This window comes from Streptosporangium heterodermiicola, from assembly GCF_051390675.1.
GTDB lineage: Bacteria > Actinomycetota > Actinomycetes > Streptosporangiales > Streptosporangiaceae > Streptosporangium.
Genome location: NZ_JBPJSR010000016.1, coordinates 36,178 through 57,036, shown reverse-complemented (window position 1 = coordinate 57,036; position 20,859 = coordinate 36,178). Strand labels below are relative to the sequence as shown.

The following is a 20,859-nucleotide window of genomic DNA, read 5'->3' as shown; positions in this document are numbered from 1 at the left end:
CCGGCAGAAGCCCGGACGGGGGAAGCGTGTCCTCGCGCCGGCGCGGTGGAGCGCCGGACGCTAAGCGGGACGTGGATCGTCCTGCCGGACGTTCCGAGGACTCTCACCGGCGCGGAGACTCCCGGCCTCGCGAAAGCTCCGGGAACGGGATTTCCCGGCCTCGCGGAAGTTCTCCGCGAGGCGCCTCAGACCCGGTTCGATCCGCTCAAGGGGGATCGAACCGTACCCGAGCACCAGTCCCGCCCGCGCGGGGGCCTCGCCGTAGTAGGCGGCGAGGTCCTGCAGCTCGACGCCCGCCTCCCGCGCGTACGCCGTCACGAGGGCCGTGTCGACCCCGGCGTCCGGCGTCAGGTAGGCGCAGAGGTGCAGGCCCGCGGCGGAGGGAACCGGCTCCAGCCAGTCACGGAAGTCACGCCGGAGGATGGTGAGGATCCGCCTGTGGCGGGCCGCGTACTCGCGCGTCGCCTTGCGGATGTGCCGCCCCAGAAGACCCTCGTCGATGAAACCGGCCAGCGCCGCCTGGGTGGGAAGCTCGCCGCTCCAGCCGGTGAGCCGCTTGGCGGCGCGGAGGGCGGGCTGGAGCGAGGCCGGGGCGATCAGGAAACCCAGTCGCAGCATCGGCAGCATCGTCTTGGAGAAGGAGCCGACGTAGATGACGTGACCGCTGCGGTCGAGGCTCTGGAGCGGTTCGAGCGGGCGGTCCTCGAAGCGGAACTCGCTGTCGTAGTCGTCCTCGATCACCACGGCGCCGCGCCGCCCGGCCCATTCGAGCAGCGCGGTGCGACGGCCGAGCGACATCGGCGTACCCAACGGGAACTGGTGTGACGGCGTGACGTAGACGAGGCGGGCGGAGTCGGGGAGGGCGGCCACGTCCAGGCCCTCGCCGTCGACGGGGACGCCGACGACCCGCGCGCCCAGGGACCGGAACAGCAGCCTCGCCCGGGAGTAGCCCGGCTCCTCGACGGCCACCCGGCAGCCCGGCTCGATCATGACGCGGCCGATCAGGTCGAGCGCCTGCTGGGCCCCCTGCGTGACGAGCACGTCGTCGGCGCTCGCCCGCACCGAGCGGGAGACGCCGACGTGGCGGGCGATGGCCTCCCGCAGGCCCGCGTGTCCCGAGGGGGCGCCGTAGCCGGCGGAGCGCACCAGCGCCGGGCGCAGCTCGCGGGCGACGAGCCTGCGCCACGTTTCGAGCGGGAACAGCTCCGCGTCGGGGAGACCGACCCTGAAGTCGTAGACCGGCCCTCCCCCCTCTTCGTCCGGTTCGCTCTCTTCGTCCGGTGAGGCGTCCGGGGAGCGCCAGAGGCGGCGGGGACGCACGCCGCCTCCGCCCGCGGGCGCGTTCCTGGCACGGGTGCGGGCGAGAGGCTCGGCGCACACGAAGGTGCCCGCCCCGACCCTGCCGACGAGGACGCCCTCGGCGGTGAGCCGCTCGTAGGCGACGGCCACGGTGTTGCGCGACACGTCGAGCCGCCGCGCCAGCTCGCGGGTGGGGGCCAGGCGCTCCCCCGGGCGCAGGCGTCCGTCGAGGACGGCGTCCAGGAGCTGCCGGTAGATGCGGGCCGACAGGTCACCGCGGCCGGTGAGGCTCACGTGGAAGTCCATCGCGCCCCCTCGCATTGGCCCAGTGGATTCTCGTCATATTGGATCTTACATGGGACCAATGAGCTTCCTAGAGTTGCCCTCCGTACGGGGCCGCCGGAGCGCGGCCGAGGTGACGCCGGGCCGATGTCGAGACGGCGCCGGGCCGGTGACGTCCGGACAGCCGACGAAGGAGCACCATGTTCAGCCGGATCATGCCCTCGTCCGGGCCGCCCAGGGTCCTCGCCCTCGCGCAACTGGCCAACTCCATCGGGGACGGCGCGTACTACGTGTGCTCGGCGCTCTACTTCACCCGGATCGTGGGACTCTCGCCGACCCAGATCGGCTTCGCGCTGACGCTCGGCTGGGCCGTCGGCTTCGTGGCGGGCGTCCCGCTCGGCCATCTCGCCGACCGCCGGGGGCCTCGCGGCACGGCGGCCCTGCTCGCCGTCGCCACGGCCGCCGCGGTCGGCTCGTTCCTGTTCGTCCGCTCCTTTCCCGTGTTCGTGGTGGCCGCCTGCCTGTACGCGACCTCGCAGTGCGGTCTCGCCGCGGCCAGGCAGGCGCTGCTCGCCGGTCTGGTGGACAGGGCGCGGCGGACCCGGATCCGGGCCCACCTGCAGGCGACGGTCAACGCCGGGCTCGCGGTCGGCGCCGCGCTCGGCGGGGCGGCGCTGCACCTCGACACCCGGGCGGCCTATCTGACGGTCCTCGCGATGGACGCGCTGAGCTTCCTGCTCTCCGCGCTGATCCTGCTCCGCCTCCCCCCGGTGCCGCCCACCGCGGCCGCACCGGCGGGCGAACCGGCGCTGGCGGTGCTCAGGGACAGGCCGTACGCGCTGGTCTCCCTGCTCAACATGGTCGCGCTGCTGAACATGCCGCTGCTCAGCCTGGTCATCCCGCTGTGGATCGTCCAGCGGACCGAGGCCCCGAGCTGGACGGTCTCCGCCCTGCTGGTCCTCAACACCCTGGGCGTCATGCTGTTCCAGGTGCGGGTGGCCCGGCGGGTCACGGACCTGGAGAGCGCCGCCAGGTCCGTACGGCGGGCGGGTGCGACGCTGCTCGCCGCGTGCGCGGTGTTCGCCCTGTCGTCGGCGTCGTCGGCCTGGTCCTCGACCTGGGCCGCCGCGCTCGTCCTGCTCCTCGCGGCCTGCCTGCAGGTGTTCGGCGAGATGACGCACGCCTCCGGCTCCTGGGAGATCGGGTTCGGCCTCGCCCCGGCCGGCAGGCAGGGGCAGTACCAGGGCTTCTTCGGATCCGGCGCGGCGGTCGCCAGGATGCTCGGCCCGCTGCTGCTCACGACGCTGATCCTCACCTGGGGAACGCCGGGCTGGCTGGTGCTCGGCGGCCTGTTCCTGGTGTCCGGCCTCGCCACCGGACCGGCCGTGCGCTGGGCCCTGCGGACCCGGCGGGTGGAGCGGGCCGCCGAGGAGGTGTCCGGGTAGCGGGCGACGGGTCCGCGCCGTTCCACGGGCCGTCCCGTGGACGCCCGGCGGGTCCTCTCTGCGGGTCCTCCCGGTGGGTTCGCCCGGCGGGTCATCCCCGGCCTCGGCGAGTGACCGCGTCGCCGGCCGCGCCCACCGCGAGGCCGAGGACGATCATGATGACGTAGCTGTAGATCTCGTAGCCGTCGGGGGCGAGGAAGCGGACGAAACCCATGAAGTGGATCCAGCCGAACCACTCGTGCAGGAGGCCGCTCGCGCCGCCGACGACGAGGACGAAGCAGACAAGGCCCGACAGGGCCGCCAGCGGGGACTTCGGGGTGGTGGAGGTCATGGCCCGACGGTAGGCGTGCGGTAGCGGGCACCGGATCGGGCTCAAGATGGCCGGGTCCTGACCAAGGTCGGCCTACGGCGGGCCGGGGGTCGTACTTAAGTATCCGGCCGTGGCGTGGACGCCCGGTCGCGGGCTGGGTCCGCGTAGATTCCCGGAGTATGCGCCGCGTCCACCGCACCCGCCGCGACCGGGTCGCCGACCTGACGCTGTTCCTCTTCGCCGCCTGCTTCGCCGCCGTCAGCTCGCAGTCCATACCGATCCCCGATGACCTCGACCCCCTGTGGCGGGACGTCGACCAGGTGGTCGGCGGGCTGGGGTGCGCGGCGGTGCTCCTGCGGCGGCGCTGGCCGGTGCCGCTCGCGGTGACGCTGCTGCTGGCGGGCACCCAGGCGCACTACCTGACCGGCCCGGCGATGGTGGCGGTGTTCACGGTGGCCGCGACCCGGCCGTGGCGGGTCACGGCGTGGGTGGCCGCGCTGGCCTTCGCACCCCTGCCCGTCTTCCTGTGGCGGCTGGCGGAGCTGCCCGACGACCGCGCGGGTTCGGCGCTGACGTACTTCGCGCTGATCGCCGGGGCCGTCGGGTGGGGGCTGTTCAGACGCTCCAGGCGGCAGCTGATCGCCTCGCTGCGCGAGCGCGCCGAACTGGCCGAGGCGGACGCGGAGTTGCGGGCCGAGTGGGTCCGGCGGGAGACGCGGGAGGAGATCGCCCGCGAGATGCACGACGTGCTCGGCCATCGGCTGTCGCTGCTGAGCGTCCACGCGGGAGCGCTGGAGTTCAACCCGGGCGCGCCCGAGGAGGAGGTGGCGCGGGCCGCCGGGGTGATCCGGGAGAGCGCCCACCTGGCGCTGCGCGACCTGCGCGAGGTGATCGGGGTGCTGCGGGCCGGGCCGGAGGAGGGTGAGCGTCCGCAGCCGGAACTGGCGGACCTGGCCAGGCTGGTGGCGGAGGCGCGGGCGACGGGCGGCCGGATCGAGCTGACCGGACCACCGCGAGGGCCGGTGCCACCGCCCGTGGTCGGGCGTACGGCGTACCGGATCGTCCAGGAGGCGCTGACCAACGCGCGCAAGCACGCGCCCGGCGCGGCGGTCACGGTGGAGGTGACCGGGAGCCCGGCGGACGGTCTCGTGGTGGAGGTCCGCAACGCGCCACCGTCCGGCCCGACCCCGACCCCGCCCCTGACCTCCGGCGTGGACGGACGCGAAAGCGCCAGAGCGAACCGGGCCGAAAACATCGACGCGTACGGAGTCAGAGGTATCAAGACGAGCCGGGGCGAGAACGTAGGCGCGCACGGAGACGAAGGCGTCAGGGCGAACGGGGGCGGAGGCCGCGGGCAGGGGCTGGTCGGGCTGGCCGAACGGGCTCGCCTGGCGGGCGGTGAGCTGACGGCCGGTCCCGCCGACGGTGGTTTCCTGGTCCGCGCCTGGCTACCCTGGCCCGCGACGGACATCGCGCCCGTCGCGGGCCAGAAGTCCAGCGGCACGGAATCCGTCGCGGGCCAGCGGTTCGGCGGCACGGGACCCGTCGCGGGGCAGGCGTCCGGCGGCACGGGAGGGGGATGAGGTGATCCGCGTCCTGCTGGTCGACGACGACGCGATCGTGCGAGCCGGGCTGCGCCTGATGCTGGGCGGCGCCCCGGACATCGAGATCGTCGCGGAGGCCGCCGACGGGGCCGAGGTCCCAGCTCTGGTCACCGCGTACGGACCCGACCTGGTGTTGATGGACATCCGGATGCCGGGCGTCGACGGGCTGGCCGCGACCGAGAGGCTCCGGGCCCTTCCCGGCGCCCCGGAGGTGCTGGTGCTGACCACCTTCCACACCGACGCGCACGTGCTGCGGGCGCTGCGGGCCGGCGCGGCCGGGTTCCTCCTCAAGGACACCCCGCCGCGGGACATCGTCACGGCCGTCCGGACGGTGTCCGCCGGAGATCCGGTCCTCTCCCCCGCCGTCACCCGCCGTCTCATCGAGCAGGTCACGGACGGCTCCGAACAGGGAGACCGGGCCGCCGCCGCCCGTGCCCGGCTGGCGCTGCTGGCCGAGCGGGAGCGGGAGGTGGCCCTCGCGGTCGGGCGCGGCCGCTCCAACGCGGAGATCGCGCGGGAGCTGCATCTGGCGCTGCCGACGGTGAAGACGCACGTGTCCCGGATCCTGACCCGGCTGGATCTCAACAACCGGGTCCAGATCGCCCTGCTGGTCCACGACGCGAGCGCGCCGGGAAACCGGTAGGACCGGTCGTCACACCACCGGCCTCACGCTCTCCCCCCGGCCGAAGGCCGGTCGGCACGGAGCCGACCCGCCCCTCGCGCCCCAAGCGTCTCCTCGGCGCCGCCCCGCCCACCCGTACGGGCCATCTCGCGCCACTCCGGCCGCAGTCCCGCCAGGTTCGTGGTGAGAAAGTACGCGGCCCCGCAGGCGAGCGGTACCGGCGCTCCGGAGGAGAGCGACGGGGCTTCTTCGTGGACCGGCCGCGGCATCTGCCGGAGCTCGGCGTAGAACGCTCGCACGGCGGCGTCCGGCCGAGGCGACGGGCCGGCCGCGGGAGTCGGCGGCTGCGGGGGCGGGGGTCGGTGGTGAGGACGTAGACGATCCCTGCGACGGTTAGGGCGGCGATCAGGGGGAGCGCACTCTTTGGCTCTGCGTGCCATGCCGGGAGCCCAGGGTGACGAATTCGACGGCGGGCTCCGAAACGGAGAAGAGCCCCGCACCCGATCCCGACGCAGGGCCCTCACTCTCCCGATTCCAATCCCTCGCGAATCAGGCGAGCGGCCCGTACCTCCTGCGTCACAGGGGGTACGGGCCGCTCGCCTTCTCCACGAGAGGCCGGCCACGGTCGTCCCGGGGAGGGCGGCGACAGGGGTGACGACCTTGCGAGCGGGGAACCACGCCCAGGCGACAATCACCGCGTCGACAAGCCGCTCGGCGCGGGCCCCGCCAAGGCCCACTCAACCAGCGGCCAACCAAGTGCGCCGCCGACCCGGACGCCCCCCATCACGAGCGCGGCACGAGGTTCCACCCCGCCTCCAAGATCATGCGTCATGATCTTGGTTCGACGGGGAGGGTCCCTAGGTTCGACGAAACACCACTGTTCGCATTTCTCCAGGTCGACCGCTAGATCGTCTCGCTGACCAGGTGTGCCACGCACTCCACGTGGTGGGTCATCGGGAAGGCGTCGAAAGCGCGCAGATCGGCGAGGCGGTAGCCCCGCTCGGCGAACCAGGCCAGGTCGCGGGCGAGGGTGGCCGGGTCGCAGGAGACGTACACGATCCGGGTCGCCTGGAGGGTGGTCAGGCTGTCGACGACGTCGCGGCCCAGGCCCGCCCTGGGCGGGTCGACGACGACCAGGTCAGCGCGCTCGATGCCGAAGCGGTCGAGGGCGTTCTCCACCCGTCCCCTGGCGAAGCGGGCCTGGGGCAGGTCGCGGAGGTTGCGCTCGGCGTCGCGGACCGCCACGGACTCGGACTCGACGCCGAACACGGCCCCCTCGGGACCGACCGCCTCGGCCAGCCCGGCGGCGAACAGGCCGACGCCGCAGTAGAGGTCGAGGGCCCACTCGCCAGGCCGCGGGGCGGCGAACTCCAGGACGGCGTCGAGCAGGGTGGCGGCGGCGCCGGGATGCACCTGCCAGAAGCCGCTGCCGGTGACCTGGAAGTCGCGCTCGGCGACGCGCTCGACGAGGTGGTTGCGGCCGTGGACGACGCGGCTGCGGCCCTTGCCCTCGTCGACGAAGACGGCCACGCTCGTGTCGAGGTCGGGCACGGCCACCGTGCGCCGGGGCTTGGGCGCGACCACGACCGCCTGGTCGCCGGTGCTGGAGGCGATGACCTCGACCGAGGAGGCGTTACGCCAGTTCATGACCTCGGCGCCGACGTTCTCCACCTCGGGGTGGGCGATCAGGCAGGCGTCCACCGGCTCGATGTCGTGGGAGCGGTGGCGGCGCAGGCCCAGGCCGCCCTCGCGGTCGACGGCGAACTGGACGCGGGTGCGCCAGCCGAGCCCGTCGGGGGCTCCGGGGACCTCCTCGACGGTGCCCTTCCAGTCGATCGAGGCCAGCCGCTTGAGCTGCTCGGCCACCACGTCGGCCTTCAGGCGGCGCTGGGCGTCGAGGGAGGCGTGCTGCCAGTCGCAGCCGCCGCAGCGGCCGGGCCCCGCGAACGGGCACGGCGGGGTCACCCGGTCGGCGGAGGGCTCCAGGATCTCGACCGCGTCGGCCCGCAGGAAATGGGAGGTCTCCTCGGTGACCTCGGCGGTGACCCGCTCACCGGGCAGCGCGTGCCGTACGAAGACGACCCGGCCGTCGTGGCGGGCGACGCACCAGCCACCGTGCGCAACCGGTCCTACCGTCAGTTCGATGGCCATGGTCGTTGCCCCCAAGGGAAAATCCGTCGTCGGTCGAGCCTCCTCGCGTCAGGAGCGCATACGAAAGGTTATGCCTTGACGTCCTCGTCCCGTGCCGCCTCGGGGCGCGGACGGCGTACGGCGCCCGGCGCGAAGGGCTCGGGGCGGCCCTTGAGCCGGTCGGAGGAGTGCAGCTGCCAGGGCACGCTGATGACCATCACGCCGGGCTGGAACAGCAGGCGGCCCTTCAGCCGCAGCGCGCTCTGGTTGTGCAGGATGTGCTCCCACCAGTGGCCGACGACGTACTCGGGGATGTAGACGCTCACCACGTCGCGGGGCGAGCGGCGGCGCAGCGACTTGACGTACTCCAGGATCGGCCGGGTGATCTCGCGGTAGGGCGAGTCGAGCATCTTCAGCGGCACCGGGATGCCGCGCCGTTCCCACTCCTCCTGCAGCGCCCTGGCCTCGGGGCCCTCCACCCCCACGGTGATCGCCTCCAGCTTGGAGGGGCGGGTGGCGCGGGCGTAGGCGAGGGCGCGCAGGGTCGGCTTGTGGATCTTGGAGACCAGGACGATGGCGTGGTTGCGCGCGGGCAGCATCGACTCGTCCACCTGGGAGTCCTCGGCGACGGCGAGCTCGGCGGCCACGTTCTCGTAGTGGCGGTGGATGCCCTTCATCATCAGGAACAGCACCGGCATGGCCACGCAGACGATCCACGCCCCGTGGGTGAACTTGGTGAGCAGCACCACCACCAGCACCACGCCGGTCATCACGCCGCCGAAGGAGTTGATGGTCCGCGAGCGGTGCATCTGGTGCCGGACCTTCAGGTCGGTCTCGGTCCTCAGGTGCCGGGTCCAGTGCCTGACCATGCCGATCTGGCTCAGCGTGAACGACACGAAGACGCCCACGATGTAGAGGTTGAGCAGGCGGCTGACGTCGGCGTCGAAGCCCCACAGCAGCAGGCAGGCCCCGGCGGCGAGGATCACGATGCCGTTGGAGAAGGCGAGCCGGTCTCCCCGGGTGTGCAGCTGGCGGGGCAGGTAGCGGTCCTGGGCCAGGATCGAGCCGAGCACCGGGAAGCCGTTGAAGGCGGTGTTGGCGGCCAGGAACAGGATCAGCGCGGTGACGGCGGCGATGACGAAGAAGGGGAGCGAGCCGTTGCCGAAGACCGCGTCGGCCACCTGGGCGATGATCGGCTGCTGGTAGTAGCCGGGCCCGGCGGGCCGGCCGTCGATCAGGACGTCGCGGTAGGCGACGGCGGGGTCGGCGACCTTGACGCCCGAGGCGAGCCCCAGGGTGATGATGCCGACGAACATGGTCACCGAGACCAGGCCCATCATCAGCAGGGTGTTCGCGGCGTTCCTGCTCTTGGGCTTGCGGAAGGCGGGCACGCCGTTGCTGATCGCCTCGACGCCGGTGAGGGCCGCGCAACCGGAGGAGAACGCCCGCAGGATCAGGAAGGCCGCCGCGAAGGAGGTCAGGTCGGACTGCTCGGCGACGATCTCGTACCCCGAGGTGGGCGCGTGCAGCTCGTCGCCGAGGACGAGCACCCGGAAACCGCCCCACGCGACCAGGCCGAGGACGGCGAACATGAAGGCGTAGGTGGGGATCGCGAAGGCCGCGCCCGACTCCCGGATCCCGCGCAGGTTGACGATCGTCAGCAGCACCACGATGACGATCGCGACCAGCGGCTTGTGCTCGGCGACGTACGGGATGGTGGCGCCCACGTAGTCGACGCCGTTGGCGACCGAGACCGCGACGGTCAGCACGTAGTCGACCATCAGGGCACTGGCGACGGTCAGGCCCGCGTTCGGGCCGAGGTTGACGGTGGCGACCTCGTAGTCGCCACCCCCGCTGGGGTAGGCGTGCACGTTCTGCCGGTACGACGCCACGACGGTGAGCATCACCACGACGACGGCGACGGCGACCCAGGGGCTGAAGTGGTAGAAGGAGACCCCCGCGAGGGAGAGGATGACCAGGATCTCCTGCGGGGCGTAGGCCACGGACGAGAGGGCGTCGCTCGCGAAGACGGGCAGCGCGATGCGCTTGGGGAGCAGCTGCTCGTGCAACTGCGTGCTGCGCAGCGCCCGCCCGATGAAAAGGCGTTTGACAAGGTCCGTCACCTTCGACACGTCTGCAGATGCTAGCCGTTATTACTCGGCCCCACTCACGCGGCACTCCCGGGGCGGTCCATACTGGCTGAATACATCGGGATCAAGATCCGCCTCACAGCGACCGGCGGGGGAGCATGCATATCGTGATCATGGGGTGTGGCCGGGTCGGTTCGACCCTGGCGCACATCCTTGAGGACAGCGGCCACTCGGTCGCGATCATCGACCGTGACCCACAGGCGTTCCGCCGCCTGCGGGCGGGGTTCAGGGGTCGCAGGGTGACCGGGATCGGCTTCGACCGGGACGTCCTGGAAGAGGCGGGCATCGAGGCCGCGGGCGCCTACGTGGCGGTGAGCAGCGGCGACAACTCGAACATCATCTCCGCCAGGGTCGCCCGCGAGACGTTCGGCGTGGACAACGTCGTGGCGAGGATCTACGACTCCCGGCGCGCCGAGGTCTACCAGCGGCTGGGCATCCCCACCGTGGCCACGGTCCGCTGGACCGCCGACCAGATCCTGCGCCGCGTCCTGCCCGAGGGCGCCGAGCCGCTCTGGCGCGACCCCAGCGGGTGCGTGGTCCTCGCGGAGGTCGCGTACCACCCCGGCTGGATCGGCACCCCGACGAGGGATCTGGAGGCGGCGGCGGGCACCCGCCTGGCGTTCATCAACCGGATCGGCGACACCCTGCTGCCCAGGAACGACTCGGTGGTGCAGGAGGGCGACGTGCTGCACGTCATGGCGGTCGAGGCCGACATGGACCGCATCAACAAGGTGCTGTCCGGGGCGCCGGAGGAGGAGCACTGATGCGCGTCACCATCGCCGGCGCGGGAGCGGTCGGCCGGTCGATCGCCGCCGAACTCCTGGAGAACGGCCACGAGGTCCTGCTCGTCGACATCGACCCCAAGGCCATCAAGATCGATACGGTGCCGCGGGCGGAGTGGCTGCTCGCCGACGCCTGCGAGATCTCCTCGCTGGACGAGGCGGGCCTGGCCGAGTGCCACGTGGTCGTCGCCGCCAGCGGCGACGACAAGGTCAACCTCGTGGTCTCGCTGCTCGCCAAGACGGAGTACGGCGTGCCGCGCGTGGTCGCCAGGATCAACCACCCCAAGAACGAGTGGCTGTTCAACGAGTCGTGGGGCGTCGACGTGGCCGTCTCGACCCCGCGCCTGCTGAGCGCGCTGGTCGAGGAGGCGGTCAGCGTCGGCGACCTGGTCCGGCTGATGACCTTCCGCCAGGGCCAGGCCAACCTGGTCGAGCTCACCCTGCCCGAGGACGCCCCGGTCGTCGGCCAGCGCGCCGGCTCGGTGCCGTGGCCCAACGACACCGCCCTGGTCGCGATCCTGCGCGAGGGCCGGGTGCTGGTGCCCACCGCCGACGACCCGCTGGAGGCCGGTGACGAGCTGATGTTCGTGGCCAGCCAGGAGGTGGAGGAGGAGCTCGCCGAGCTCCTGTCCCCGCACCGCACGCCCCACTGAGCCGGGACCTCCCGGCCCCCGTACGCCTCCCCCGGCCGCGATTCCGGGAGTTCCGGGAGGAGGGGTACGGAAGTGAACGCGAAGGCGACGGCCCTGAGGACGGCCTCGGAGACGGCGAACCGGGAAGCCCTCCGCGAAGGCGCGGAGGGCGGCGATCCTGAGGCCGTTCCCTAAACCGGGCCGGAGGACCAAGATCGAGGCCGAGGGGCCCGCCGGTCAGGAGACCGCGGGCCGCACCGGGGTCCTGCCCTTGGCCAGCAGCCACACCATCGCGGCGAGTGCCGCGACCTGGAGCGGCCAGCCCATCGCGATCTTGAGGATGCCCAGCTCGGCGACGGCGTCGTCCCGGCCGATCAGGTAGACGGGGAGCTGCACCGCCACCCGGACCACGCACGGGATCATCAGCAGCCAGGTGAGTTTGGTGCACAGCCTCACCACGGCCGGATCCGCGCGCCACGCGGTCGGGTCGCCGGTGACGGACCCGATGAGGAAGCCCACCACCGGCCATCGGGTGACGATCGACAGCAGCATCACCACGGAGTATCCGGCGTTGTAGAGGATGCCCGGCAGGAAGACGTCCTCGGCCTGGCCGGTGCGGGAGGCGAAGAACGCGCCGATGCCGATGCCGATCAGGCTGTTGACCACGAACTGCGGCGTCGAGCGCTGCAGCAGCCGCACGACGAGCAGCAGCACCGCGGCCGAGATGCTGACGATCAGGGACTGTTTCAGGTCCGAGGTGGTGATCCACATGCCGGTGAAGGCGATGGTGGGCACGGCCGCCTCGATGACGCCCCGCACTCCGCCGAAGGCCTTGGCAAGCTGGCTGCGGATCGCGGCCTCGACCGTGTCGTGCGCGGCTGTCTCGCCGGTGGTGGTCATCTTCTCGCTCACCGTCTCGTGATCGTCAATCACTCACGCACCGCCCGCTGGGCGCAGCTCGTATCTCGGATTGAACATGACTTTGCGGCCATCCTGCACGCTGACGAGCCCTTCCGCCAGCACCAGACGTCCCGGCTCGATACCCGCGATCTTCCTGCGGCCCAGCCATATCAGGTCGATCACATCGGAACCATCGTAAAGCTCGGCCTCCAGCGCCGGGGCGCCCCCGCGAGGGCGCAGCGTCACCGTCCGCAGCGTGCCCGTCACGCAGAAGCGGCGGCGCATGCCGCACGAGACGATGGGCGTGGCACCGTGACGGTCGAGGTCCTGCTGGAGCTCGTCGGCCTCCAATTCGGCCTGACCGGCGGTCAACCGGCGGAAGAATCCCCGCAAACCGCTCTGTTTATGCGGCTCCTGAGAACCCACGGACCTCTCCTTCACACACGAGTCGAACCAGCGTACGCGATCCGCCCCGTCAGCGGATCTCGGCGATCTCCGGCCCCCGGTCGAACGGGTTGAGGTCGGGCACGTCGCCCCCGGCGGCCTGCTGCTCCGCGGCCTGCCTGGCCTCGGGCGGGAGCCGGAGCTCGATCGCCTCCTTGGGGGCCATCGGCTCGTCGCCGCGTACCACGACTATGTCGCGGACGACACCCTCCAGCGTCGCGGCGACCTCGGCGTCCTCCGCGGCCTTCCCGCTGATCACCGCGCGCAGGAACCAGCGCGGCCCGTCGACCCCGAGGTAGCGGACCGGCTGCTCGCCGCCCTCGGCGGGGATCCTGGCGGCCAGCTCGACGCCGAACGGCCCCTCGCGCTCCTCGGCGGTGCCCCCGGCGCCCTTGACCCCCTCGGCCAGCTCGGCCCTGACCTCGTCCCAGATCCCGCTCCGCTTGGGCGCCGCGAAGGCGTGCACCTGCAGGGCGCTCCCCTCGAACAGGACGACCGCGCCGACGATCTGGTCACCGGCCAGGTTGAGCTGCACCTCGAACCCGGCGTCGACCGGCAGGCGCATGCCCCCGAGGTCGACCCGCTCCCGCTCGGGGTGGGGCTCGTCGGCGTCCCACGGCCCCGACTCCCGCGACGGGACCCGCTCGACCTCCTCCACCACGGCCTTGGCTGCCGGGGACTTCTCACGACGGTTACGTCCGAACACTTTCCTCACGCTCCTTGAAGATTCACTGGTCACTCGTCCCCCGCCGGGCGCGGCGGCGGCCCCGCGAGCCGGGGACGCGCCCCGGCCCCCGGTCACCACCGGCCGTCACGCCCGCCTCGCCGGGTTCACTCCCTGTCAGCGGCCGGTGGACCCGAACCCGCCGGCGCCTCGCGCCGAACCCGGCAACCGGTCCACCTCGTGGAACGCCGCCTTCTCCACCTTCTGGATCACCAGCTGCGCGATGCGGTCCCCCCTGCGCAGCCGTACGGCGTCCTTGGCGTCGGTGTTGATCAGCGTCACCCTGATCTCGCCCCGGTATCCCGCGTCGACGGTGCCGGGCGCGTTGACGAGCGTCACGCCGTGCCTGGAGGCCAGGCCCGAGCGCGGGTGGACGAACGCGGCGTACCCGTCGGGCAGGGCGATCGCGAGCCCGGTGCCGACCACGGCCCGCTCCCCGGGGAGGAGCTCGACGTCCTCGGCGGCGTGGAGATCCGCGCCCGCGTCGCCCGGGTGGGCGTACGAGGGCGGCGGCAGGTCGGCGTCGAGCCGGTGGATCAACACCTCGACGGTGTGGGTCACGGGTTCACCTCGTACTCGTGGTGCTCGTCGGCGATCGTCTGGATGTCACCGTGCTTGGCGAAATGCTCCATGGCCACCTCGATGAAGAGCGCCGCGGCCCGCACGGCGACCGGCCCGTCCGGGGAACCGATCCGGCCCTCAGCCTCAAGGTACGCCTTCCGGCCGGACATGCCGTTGCACCAGGCGCGCATGTGCAGGACGGTTCCGACCGGAACCGGCGCGAGATAGTCGGTCTCCAGCCGGCCGGTGACGTAGGGGCGCTGGAAGAGCCACACGGACATGCCGATGACCTCGTCCATCGCCGCTGCGAGCACGCCACCGTGCGCCAGGCCTGGCGCGCCCTGGTGGGTCTCCTCCACGGTGAACTCGGCGACCACCGAGATCCCGTCGGGGGTGAGGGCGGTCAGGTGCAGGCCGTTCGGGTGTCCGGCGCCGCAGCCGAAGCAGCGGCTGTAGTGGGGGCCGAGCGGGGTGCCGGGAGCGGGCGCGCCGGGAAGCGGGCCCGGGCGGGTCGCGTCCGGCGGGGGGGTGGTCAGGGCGGAACGGGTCACGGGGCAGAACGTTACCCCCTGGGCTGCGGTGATTCCTCATTCACCGGCTTTCCCGCCGCCCCCGCCGGTGCCGGGCCACCGGGATCGGGACCCGGATCGCCGGGACCACCTGGGCCGCCGGGATCGCCGGGGCTCCCAGGATCGTCGGGGCTCCCGGGATCGGGATGGGGCGGGGCCGGTGGCAGCGCCAGATGGGAGCGGCCGGCGAGCTCGGGCAGCGCCCGGTAGATGACGGCGGCCACCGGCACCGCCACGGCGGCCCCGGCGATGCCCGCCAGGATGCCGCCCACCGCCAGCACCAGGATGATCGCCAGCGGGTGGAAGTGGAGCACCCTGCCGACGATCAGCGGCTGCAGCACGTGGTTCTCCAGCTGCTGCTCCACGAGCAGGATGCCGAGGAAGATCAGGGCGTAGATCGGGCCCTTGGCGCCGAGGGTGACCAGGGTGGCCACGGAACCGGCGAAGAAGATGCCGACGATGGGGATGAAGCTGGCCAGGAAGATCATCACCGCGAGCGGCGCCCAGAGCGGCACGCCCATCCCCGCGAGCACGATGCCCATGATCACGCCGTGCACGGCGGCCACCGCGACCGTGCCCTGCACGTAGTGCGAGAGCGTCACCCAGGCGGCCCGCCCGGCCTTGTCGACGCGGGGCGCGACGTCGCCGAAGCCCCTCAGGAACCACGACCAGATCCGGTCGCCGTCCTTGAGCAGGAAGAACGTCACGAACAGCAGCAGCACGATCGAGGCCAGCACCTCCAGCGCCACCGTGGCGCCGGTGAGGACCGTCTGGGTGATCTGGTTGCGCTGGGTGGTGATCTGCTTGCCGATCTCGTCGACCCAGCTGGTGATCTGGGTCGGCTGCAGGTGCAGCGGCCCGGTGTAGAGCCAGTTCTCCACCGTCTTGGCCGTCTGGCGCACCTGGTCGACGAGGCCGGGGAACTCGTCGTTGGCGCGCACCCCGATGATCCAGCCGGTGCCGCCGAGCACGGTGAGCGCGATGATCATCGTGAGCCAGGTCGCGTAGATGGGCCGCATGCCCATCGCGCCGAACCGCCGGGTGAGCGGGAACAGCAGCGCGGTCAGCAGGAGCGCGATGGCCACCGGCAGCACCACGATCCGCAACGTCGCGATGAACTGCGCGAAGTAGAAGACCGCCCAGCCGATGATGATCAGGCAGAGGCTCCACATCGCGATGCGCAGCAACGTGCGAGGCACCAGGCTGGTCAGGCGTTCCCGATCGGAGATCACATAATCCAGACTGTCACGCCGGGAAGGGAAATGCGCGAGGGTTATCGCGAGGACACGAAAAGCGACGGCCCGTCCGGCGACGCCCAACGGGGCCGCGCCCACCTGCGAAGGCGGCGGTGAAGGTGGCGGTGAGGGCCACCCGGACGACCGGGGTGAACGCCCGCCCGGTCAGGGACGGGCGCTCACCCGGCCGAGATCAGCGCTCGTCCGGCGGGCGGGAGATCACCCTGTCTTCGAGGTAGCAGCTGCAGTTGCCACATCCTGGCGGCATGCCTGTCCTCCTCTCTTTCCTACCTCGACCGTACGGCAGGATTCCCCGACGGCGAGGACAGATTCGCGTGCGCGCCCGGGGTCAGGTGAGGGCGACCTCCACCAGCAGGTCCCCCTCGCCCTCCTGGAGCACGAACTCGTCGATGACGCCCGCGCCGCACAGGTCGTCCTGCGCCAGGCGCACGAGGCCGACGCCCGCGCCGGTGACGGTCAGCCGGGAGACCTCCGCGCGCATGGAGAGGCGCGCGTCGGACTTGGCCTTGCGGACCCGGCCGAGGACGGCGGCCACCACGGGCAGCAGCTCGGGGTCGCCTCCCCGCCCGCCCGCCTCGGGCCAGGCGGCCCGGTGCACCGAGCCCTCGCGCCACCAGGACCAGACCTCCTCGGTGACGAAGGGCAGGAACGGGGCGAACAGCCGGAGCATGACGTCGAGCGCCTCGCGCAGCGCCGCGTGCGCCGAACGCGCCGCCGCGCTCGCCTCCCCCGCCCCGTCCCCGTCGTTCGCCCCGTCCCCGTCGTCCCCGTCGTTCGCGTCGTCGTAGGCCCTGGCCTTGACCAGCTCCAGGTAGTCGTCGCAGAACTCCCAGAAGAACCGCTCGGTCCGCTCCAGGGCGCGGGTGTAGTCGTAGCCCTCGAACGCCTCGGTGGCCTCGTGGACCACCTCCGACAGCCGGGCCAGCATCGACAGGTCGATCGGCTCGGTGACCTCCCCGCCCCCCTCGCCCAGGCCCAGGACGAACCTGGAGGCGTTCAGGATCTTGATGGCCAGCCGGCGGCCGACCTTGATCTGGCCGGTGTCGAACGCCGTGTCGGTGCCCGGACGGCCACCGGCCGCCCAGTAGCGGACCGCGTCGGAGCCGTACTGCTCCAGCAGGCCGAGCGGGGTGACCACGTTGCCCCGGGACTTGGACATCTTCTTGCGGTCGGGGTCGAGGATCCACCCGGAGATCGCGACGTCGCTCCAGGGCAGGGTGCCCTGCTCCAGATGGGCGCGGACCACGGTGGAGAACAGCCAGGTCCGGATGATCTCGTGGGCCTGCGGGCGCAGGTCCATCGGGAAGACCCGCTCGAACAGGTCCCGGTCGCGCTCCCAGCCCCCGGCGATCTGCGGCGTCAGCGAGGAGGTCGCCCAGGTGTCCATGACGTCCGGGTCTCCGATGAAACCACCGGGCTTGCCGCGCTGGTCCTCGGTGTAGCCGGGCGGGACGTCGGCGGACGGGTCGATCGGCAGCGCGGACTCGGGCGGCGCGATCGGCGCGGAGCGGTCGGGCTCGCCCTCGCCGTCCAGGGGGTACCAGACCGGGATGGGCACGCCGAAGAACCGCTGCCGGGAGATCAGCCAGTCGCCCGCCAGGCCCTGCACCCAGCTGTCGTAGCGGACCCGCATGTGCGGCGGGTGCCAGGACAGCTCCGCGCCGCGCGTCAGGAGCGCGTCGCGCAGGGCGAGGTCGCGCCCGCCGTTGCGGATGTACCACTGGCGGGTGGTGACGATCTCCAGGGGCCGGTCGCCCTTCTCGTAGAACTTCACCGCGCGCCGCACGGCCCGCGGCTCGCCCTCCATGTCGCCCGACGCGCGCAGCAGCTCCACGATCCGCTCGCGGGCGCCGTGCACGGTCCTGCCCGCCAGCTCCGCGTACGGCTCCCCCGGCACGCCCTCGGGCGCGTCCGGCAGCAGCCTGCCGTCCCAGCCGATGACGGCGCGGGTGGGCAGGTCGAGCTCGCGCCACCAGACGACGTCGGTGACGTCGCCGAAGGTGCAGATCATCGCGATGCCCGAGCCCTTGTCCGGCTCGGCCAGGTGGTGGGCGAGCACCGGCACCTCGACGCCGAACAGCGGCGTCCTGACCGTGGTGCCGAACAGGGGCCGGTAGCGTTCGTCGTCGGGGTGGGCGACGAGCGCGACGCAGGCGGGCAGCAGCTCGGGGCGGGTCGTCTCGATCCAGACCCGGTCACCGAACCCCCTGGCCCGCTGCTCCTCCGACAGGCTGAAGCCCAGCCGGTGGAAGGCGCCGGGCCACTCGCGGTCCTCCAGCTCGGCCTGGGCGACGGCGGTGCGGAAGGTGACGTCCCACAGCGTGGGCGCCTGCGCCACGTACGCCTCCCCCCTGGCCAGGTTGCGCAGGAAGGCGCGCTGGGACGCGGTCCGCGCGGCGTCGCCGATGGTGGCGTACGTCAGCGACCAGTCGACCGACAGGCCCAGGCGGCGCCAGAGCTCCTCGAAGACCTTCTCGTCCTCGGCGGTGAGCCGCTCGCACAGCTCGATGAAGTTTCCGCGCGAGATCGGGATCTGCCGCTTGGGGTCGGGCTTCGCGGGGGGCTCGAACGAGGGGTCGTAGGCGATGGACGGGTCACAGCGCACGCCGAAGTGGTTCTGCACCCGGCGCTCGGTGGGCAGGCCGTTGTCGTCCCAGCCCATGGGGTAGAAGACCTCGCGCCCGCGCATGCGCCGGAAGCGGGCGATCGTGTCGGTGTGGGTGTAGGAGAAGACGTGGCCGACGTGGAGGGAACCGGAGACGGTCGGCGGCGGGGTGTCGATCGAGTAGATCTCCGCACGCGTGCGCGACCTGTCGAAACGGTAGGTCCCCTCGGTCTCCCAGCGGCCCGACCATACGGCTTCCAGGCCATCGAGAGTCGGTTTCTCGGGCATGGGCGCAGGGCGCGGTCGCTGTTGTGTCATGCCTCCCTATGGTATGGCTTCACGCGATGCGACGCTCGGGGAGACTAGTGTTCTTGGGGCGAACCGCGAACGGGAGGACCACATGGCCGACAAGACAGAGAAGCAGGACATGGCGTGGAGGGCCATCGGTGGCCTCCTGGGCCTCGCCACCGCGTGGGGGGCGAAGAAGGCCATCGGTTTCGCCTGGGAGAAGACCACCGGCAAGAAGCCGCCCGTCGACAACGAGTCCCTGGAGATCAGCCTCGGCGAGGCGATCGGCTACGCCGTGGTGATGGGGGTCGGCATGCAGGTGACGCAGATCGTGGTCGCCCGCACCGCCAGGAAGCGCTACAACGCGTGGAAGGCCGTGAAGGACGCGGCCAGGGACGTCACCACCTGACGGCGAGGGCCGTGCCCCGCCGCCGGTGAACGCGCGGCGGGCGCCCCGGCCGAGGCCAGGCCCCGGCTCCGCCCTGGGCCCCCGGCCGTGAGGTCCGGATCCGGCCTGAGGCCCTCGGCCGGGGCTTGGGCATCCCCGGCTCACCGCCTCGATCATCGGCCGCGCCGGCCGGAGGCCGCGCCGGAGCCCCGCCGTCGGGCGCGCCGGGGTCCCGGCCGCGCCGGACGGCGGCAGCCGGGTGCCCGTACGGGCCCGGCTACGCGAAGTCCCTGATCACCATCATGGACCCGCCGCGCCGCTCGCCCCACGCGAGGGCGGTGAGGTCGACGGCCGCCGCCAGCCCGTCCTCGGCGGCGATCCGCGCCCGGATCTCGTCCGGCGTGCGCGCGGACTCCATCGCGCGCAGCCCGTCGGCGAAGTCCTCGCCGGTCCAGGGCTCGCCGCGTCCGACCCGCCGTGTCCCCGCGATCATCCCGGTGAGCTCCTCCTCGCCGATCCGCTGCCCGACGCCGAGGAGGCCGTGCAGCCGCCCGCCGGTCACCATCCCGGCGACGTAGGACCGCGAGCGCCCGCCCGGATGCCGGGGCGCGCCCCCGGCCCGCAGCCGTGCCGCCTCCCGGGCGACCTGCCACGCCCACGTCGGCTCGATCTCCATGTACTGCCGCATGTCCCACCGGTTGCCCGCGGCGGTCACGGCCAGCCCGAGCCCCGGGTACGTCCACGACACCGACCACCAGCCGAACGGGTACGCGGCGTTGTGGCCCACCGCGAACTCCCGCGTGCCCACGTCGCGGAGCTGGACCCCGGCCCCCAGGTGCATCCCGACGGGACGGCCCTGGAACGTGTACTCCACCCGCGACGCCGTCAGCCACCGCAGGGTCTCCGGGCCCAGGAGCGCGCCCCCTCCTCCCAGGAGGTGCGTCATCAGGCGGTTCTGGTCCCCGACCGTCGTCACGACCCCCGTGCTGGACGCGCACCGCGAGCCGATGACCGGCGTCGGCACCGCCTGGTCGCCGAACCCCATGTATCCCGTCATGCGCCCGCCGCGGCCCCAGCCGGGACCACCGGGCCACGACGTGGCGGCGAGCCCGGCCGGGGCGGCGATCTCGTCGGCGACGAACGTCGCGAACGGCACACCGGCCAGCCGCTCGACCACGGCGGCGACGAGCGCCATGCCGAGACTGGAGTACGCGAACACCTCCCCGGCCGGAGCGACCCACCGCTGCCGCACCTGCCCGTACTCCGGGCCGTACAGTTCCTGGACGAGCGCCGTCGCCTCGTCCTGCGAGGTGCCGATGACGGCGTCGTAGGTGTCCAGCGCCAGCCCGGCACGGTGGGTCAGCAGGTGCGCGACGGTGAGCGGGTCACCGCCGAGGGGGTTCGCCACCTCGATGTACTTCGTCAGCGGCGCGTCGACGTCGAGCGTCCCGCGCTCCACCAGGAGCGCCACCGCGAGGGAGATGTAGATCTTGCTCAGGCTCCCGCCGGGGAACGCGAGGCCCGCGGTCATCGGTTCCCGCCGCGCGAGGTCGCCCCACCCGCACGCCACCTCGGCCGTCTCGGAGCCGTCCGATATCCCGATCACCCCGCCGGGCGTCCCGGTCGCCAGGCGGATGTCCTCCGCGTACCCCTGTAACTCGGCTCCGATCTCCGCGATGTCCATTCGCGTCACCCTTCCGGTGAGCCCCGCCGGGTACCCCGACCGGCTCTAGATCGACGGTAGTCCGCTGGCCCGCGCTCGGCCATGTGAGTCATCGTCGCCGCCGGAACCCCCGCGCGTCACGTCCGTACGGCGATCCGTGCCGCACGGGCGACAAAGGGAGCGGGGAAAACGGGCGTCCCCGGTG

18 protein-coding genes are annotated in these 20,859 nt (G+C 72.5%); 6 read left to right on the top strand and 12 right to left on the bottom strand.

The genetic code is table 11. The features are described 5' to 3' along the window. Positions 1–60: 60 nt before the first annotated feature. Positions 61–1,605, bottom strand: a complete 1,545-nt coding sequence (gene pdxR, locus ACSC1Q_RS30055; RefSeq protein WP_436762048.1) for a MocR-like pyridoxine biosynthesis transcription factor PdxR — start codon at positions 1,603–1,605, stop codon at positions 61–63. 176 nt (positions 1,606–1,781) lie between these two features. Between pdxR and ACSC1Q_RS30050 the strand changes: the two genes are divergently transcribed. Then, a complete protein-coding gene (locus ACSC1Q_RS30050) occupies positions 1,782–3,026 on the top strand; it encodes an MFS transporter (protein WP_436762047.1) in 1,245 nt (414 codons plus the stop codon). Positions 3,027–3,117: 91 nt separating this feature from the next. On the opposite strand, the gene ACSC1Q_RS30045 is transcribed toward ACSC1Q_RS30050, so the two are convergent. After that, entirely contained in the window at positions 3,118–3,357 is a 240-nt protein-coding gene (locus tag ACSC1Q_RS30045; RefSeq protein ID WP_436762046.1) for a hypothetical protein, read from the bottom strand. A 158-nt stretch (positions 3,358–3,515) separates the two neighbouring features. Between ACSC1Q_RS30045 and ACSC1Q_RS30040 the strand changes: the two genes are divergently transcribed. Together ACSC1Q_RS30040 and ACSC1Q_RS30035 are read left to right on the top strand one after the other, a co-directional pair. Further along, a complete protein-coding gene (locus ACSC1Q_RS30040) occupies positions 3,516–4,919 on the top strand; it encodes a sensor histidine kinase (RefSeq protein ID WP_436762045.1) in 1,404 nt (467 codons plus the stop codon). Position 4,920: 1 nt separating this feature from the next. Further along, positions 4,921–5,583, top strand: a complete 663-nt coding sequence (locus ACSC1Q_RS30035) for a response regulator transcription factor (protein WP_436762044.1) — start codon at positions 4,921–4,923, stop codon at positions 5,581–5,583. A gap of 882 nt (positions 5,584–6,465) precedes the next feature. Here the strand turns inward: ACSC1Q_RS30035 and ACSC1Q_RS30030 are convergent. Further along, positions 6,466–7,713 (bottom strand): class I SAM-dependent RNA methyltransferase, encoded by a 1,248-nt coding sequence (locus ACSC1Q_RS30030; protein ID WP_436762043.1) that lies wholly within the window; start codon positions 7,711–7,713, stop codon positions 6,466–6,468. A 68-nt stretch (positions 7,714–7,781) separates the two neighbouring features. Next, positions 7,782–9,824, bottom strand: coding sequence for an APC family permease (locus tag ACSC1Q_RS30025; protein WP_436762042.1), 2,043 nt, complete (start codon positions 9,822–9,824; stop codon positions 7,782–7,784). A 116-nt stretch (positions 9,825–9,940) separates the two neighbouring features. Here ACSC1Q_RS30025 and ACSC1Q_RS30020 point away from each other — a divergent pair, with 116 nt between their 5' ends. Together ACSC1Q_RS30020 and ACSC1Q_RS30015 are read left to right on the top strand one after the other, a co-directional pair. Then, on the top strand, positions 9,941–10,606 hold the full coding sequence (locus ACSC1Q_RS30020) for a potassium channel family protein (protein ID WP_344918225.1): 666 nt from the start codon (positions 9,941–9,943) through the stop codon (positions 10,604–10,606). Then, a complete protein-coding gene (locus tag ACSC1Q_RS30015; RefSeq protein ID WP_344744600.1) occupies positions 10,606–11,277 on the top strand; it encodes a potassium channel family protein in 672 nt (223 codons plus the stop codon). The genes ACSC1Q_RS30020 and ACSC1Q_RS30015 overlap by 1 nt, the downstream gene beginning before the upstream one ends. A gap of 216 nt (positions 11,278–11,493) precedes the next feature. On the opposite strand, the gene ACSC1Q_RS30010 is transcribed toward ACSC1Q_RS30015, so the two are convergent. The 7 genes from ACSC1Q_RS30010 to valS form a co-directional block, all read right to left on the bottom strand. Further along, positions 11,494–12,156, bottom strand: coding sequence for a DUF3159 domain-containing protein (locus tag ACSC1Q_RS30010; RefSeq protein WP_436762191.1), 663 nt, complete (start codon positions 12,154–12,156; stop codon positions 11,494–11,496). A 33-nt stretch (positions 12,157–12,189) separates the two neighbouring features. Then, positions 12,190–12,582, bottom strand: a complete 393-nt coding sequence (locus ACSC1Q_RS30005; protein WP_344744598.1) for an OB-fold nucleic acid binding domain-containing protein — start codon at positions 12,580–12,582, stop codon at positions 12,190–12,192. 49 nt (positions 12,583–12,631) lie between these two features. Then, positions 12,632–13,306, bottom strand: coding sequence for a DUF3710 domain-containing protein (locus ACSC1Q_RS30000; protein WP_436762041.1), 675 nt, complete (start codon positions 13,304–13,306; stop codon positions 12,632–12,634). Between the two features lie 135 nt (positions 13,307–13,441). Next, entirely contained in the window at positions 13,442–13,885 is a 444-nt protein-coding gene (gene dut / locus ACSC1Q_RS29995; protein WP_436762040.1) for a dUTP diphosphatase, read from the bottom strand. Next, complete coding sequence (locus ACSC1Q_RS29990; RefSeq protein WP_436762039.1) at positions 13,882–14,436, bottom strand: PaaI family thioesterase; 555 nt, start codon at positions 14,434–14,436, stop codon at positions 13,882–13,884. Before ACSC1Q_RS29990 ends, dut begins: the two co-directional genes overlap by 4 nt. Positions 14,437–14,447: 11 nt before the next feature. Then, the gene (locus ACSC1Q_RS29985) at positions 14,448–15,686 is read right to left on the bottom strand and encodes an AI-2E family transporter (protein ID WP_436762038.1); all 1,239 of its coding nucleotides are present in this window, start codon (positions 15,684–15,686) and stop codon (positions 14,448–14,450) included. A 352-nt stretch (positions 15,687–16,038) separates the two neighbouring features. Beyond that, complete coding sequence (gene valS, locus ACSC1Q_RS29980) at positions 16,039–18,603, bottom strand: valine--tRNA ligase (RefSeq protein WP_436762037.1); 2,565 nt, start codon at positions 18,601–18,603, stop codon at positions 16,039–16,041. Between the two features lie 112 nt (positions 18,604–18,715). Here valS and ACSC1Q_RS29975 point away from each other — a divergent pair, with 112 nt between their 5' ends. Continuing rightward, the gene (locus tag ACSC1Q_RS29975; RefSeq protein ID WP_436762036.1) at positions 18,716–19,012 is read left to right on the top strand and encodes a DUF4235 domain-containing protein; all 297 of its coding nucleotides are present in this window, start codon (positions 18,716–18,718) and stop codon (positions 19,010–19,012) included. Positions 19,013–19,268: 256 nt separating this feature from the next. On the opposite strand, the gene ACSC1Q_RS29970 is transcribed toward ACSC1Q_RS29975, so the two are convergent. After that, entirely contained in the window at positions 19,269–20,675 is a 1,407-nt protein-coding gene (locus tag ACSC1Q_RS29970; protein ID WP_436762035.1) for a serine hydrolase domain-containing protein, read from the bottom strand. Between the last annotated feature and the right edge of the window lie 184 nt (positions 20,676–20,859).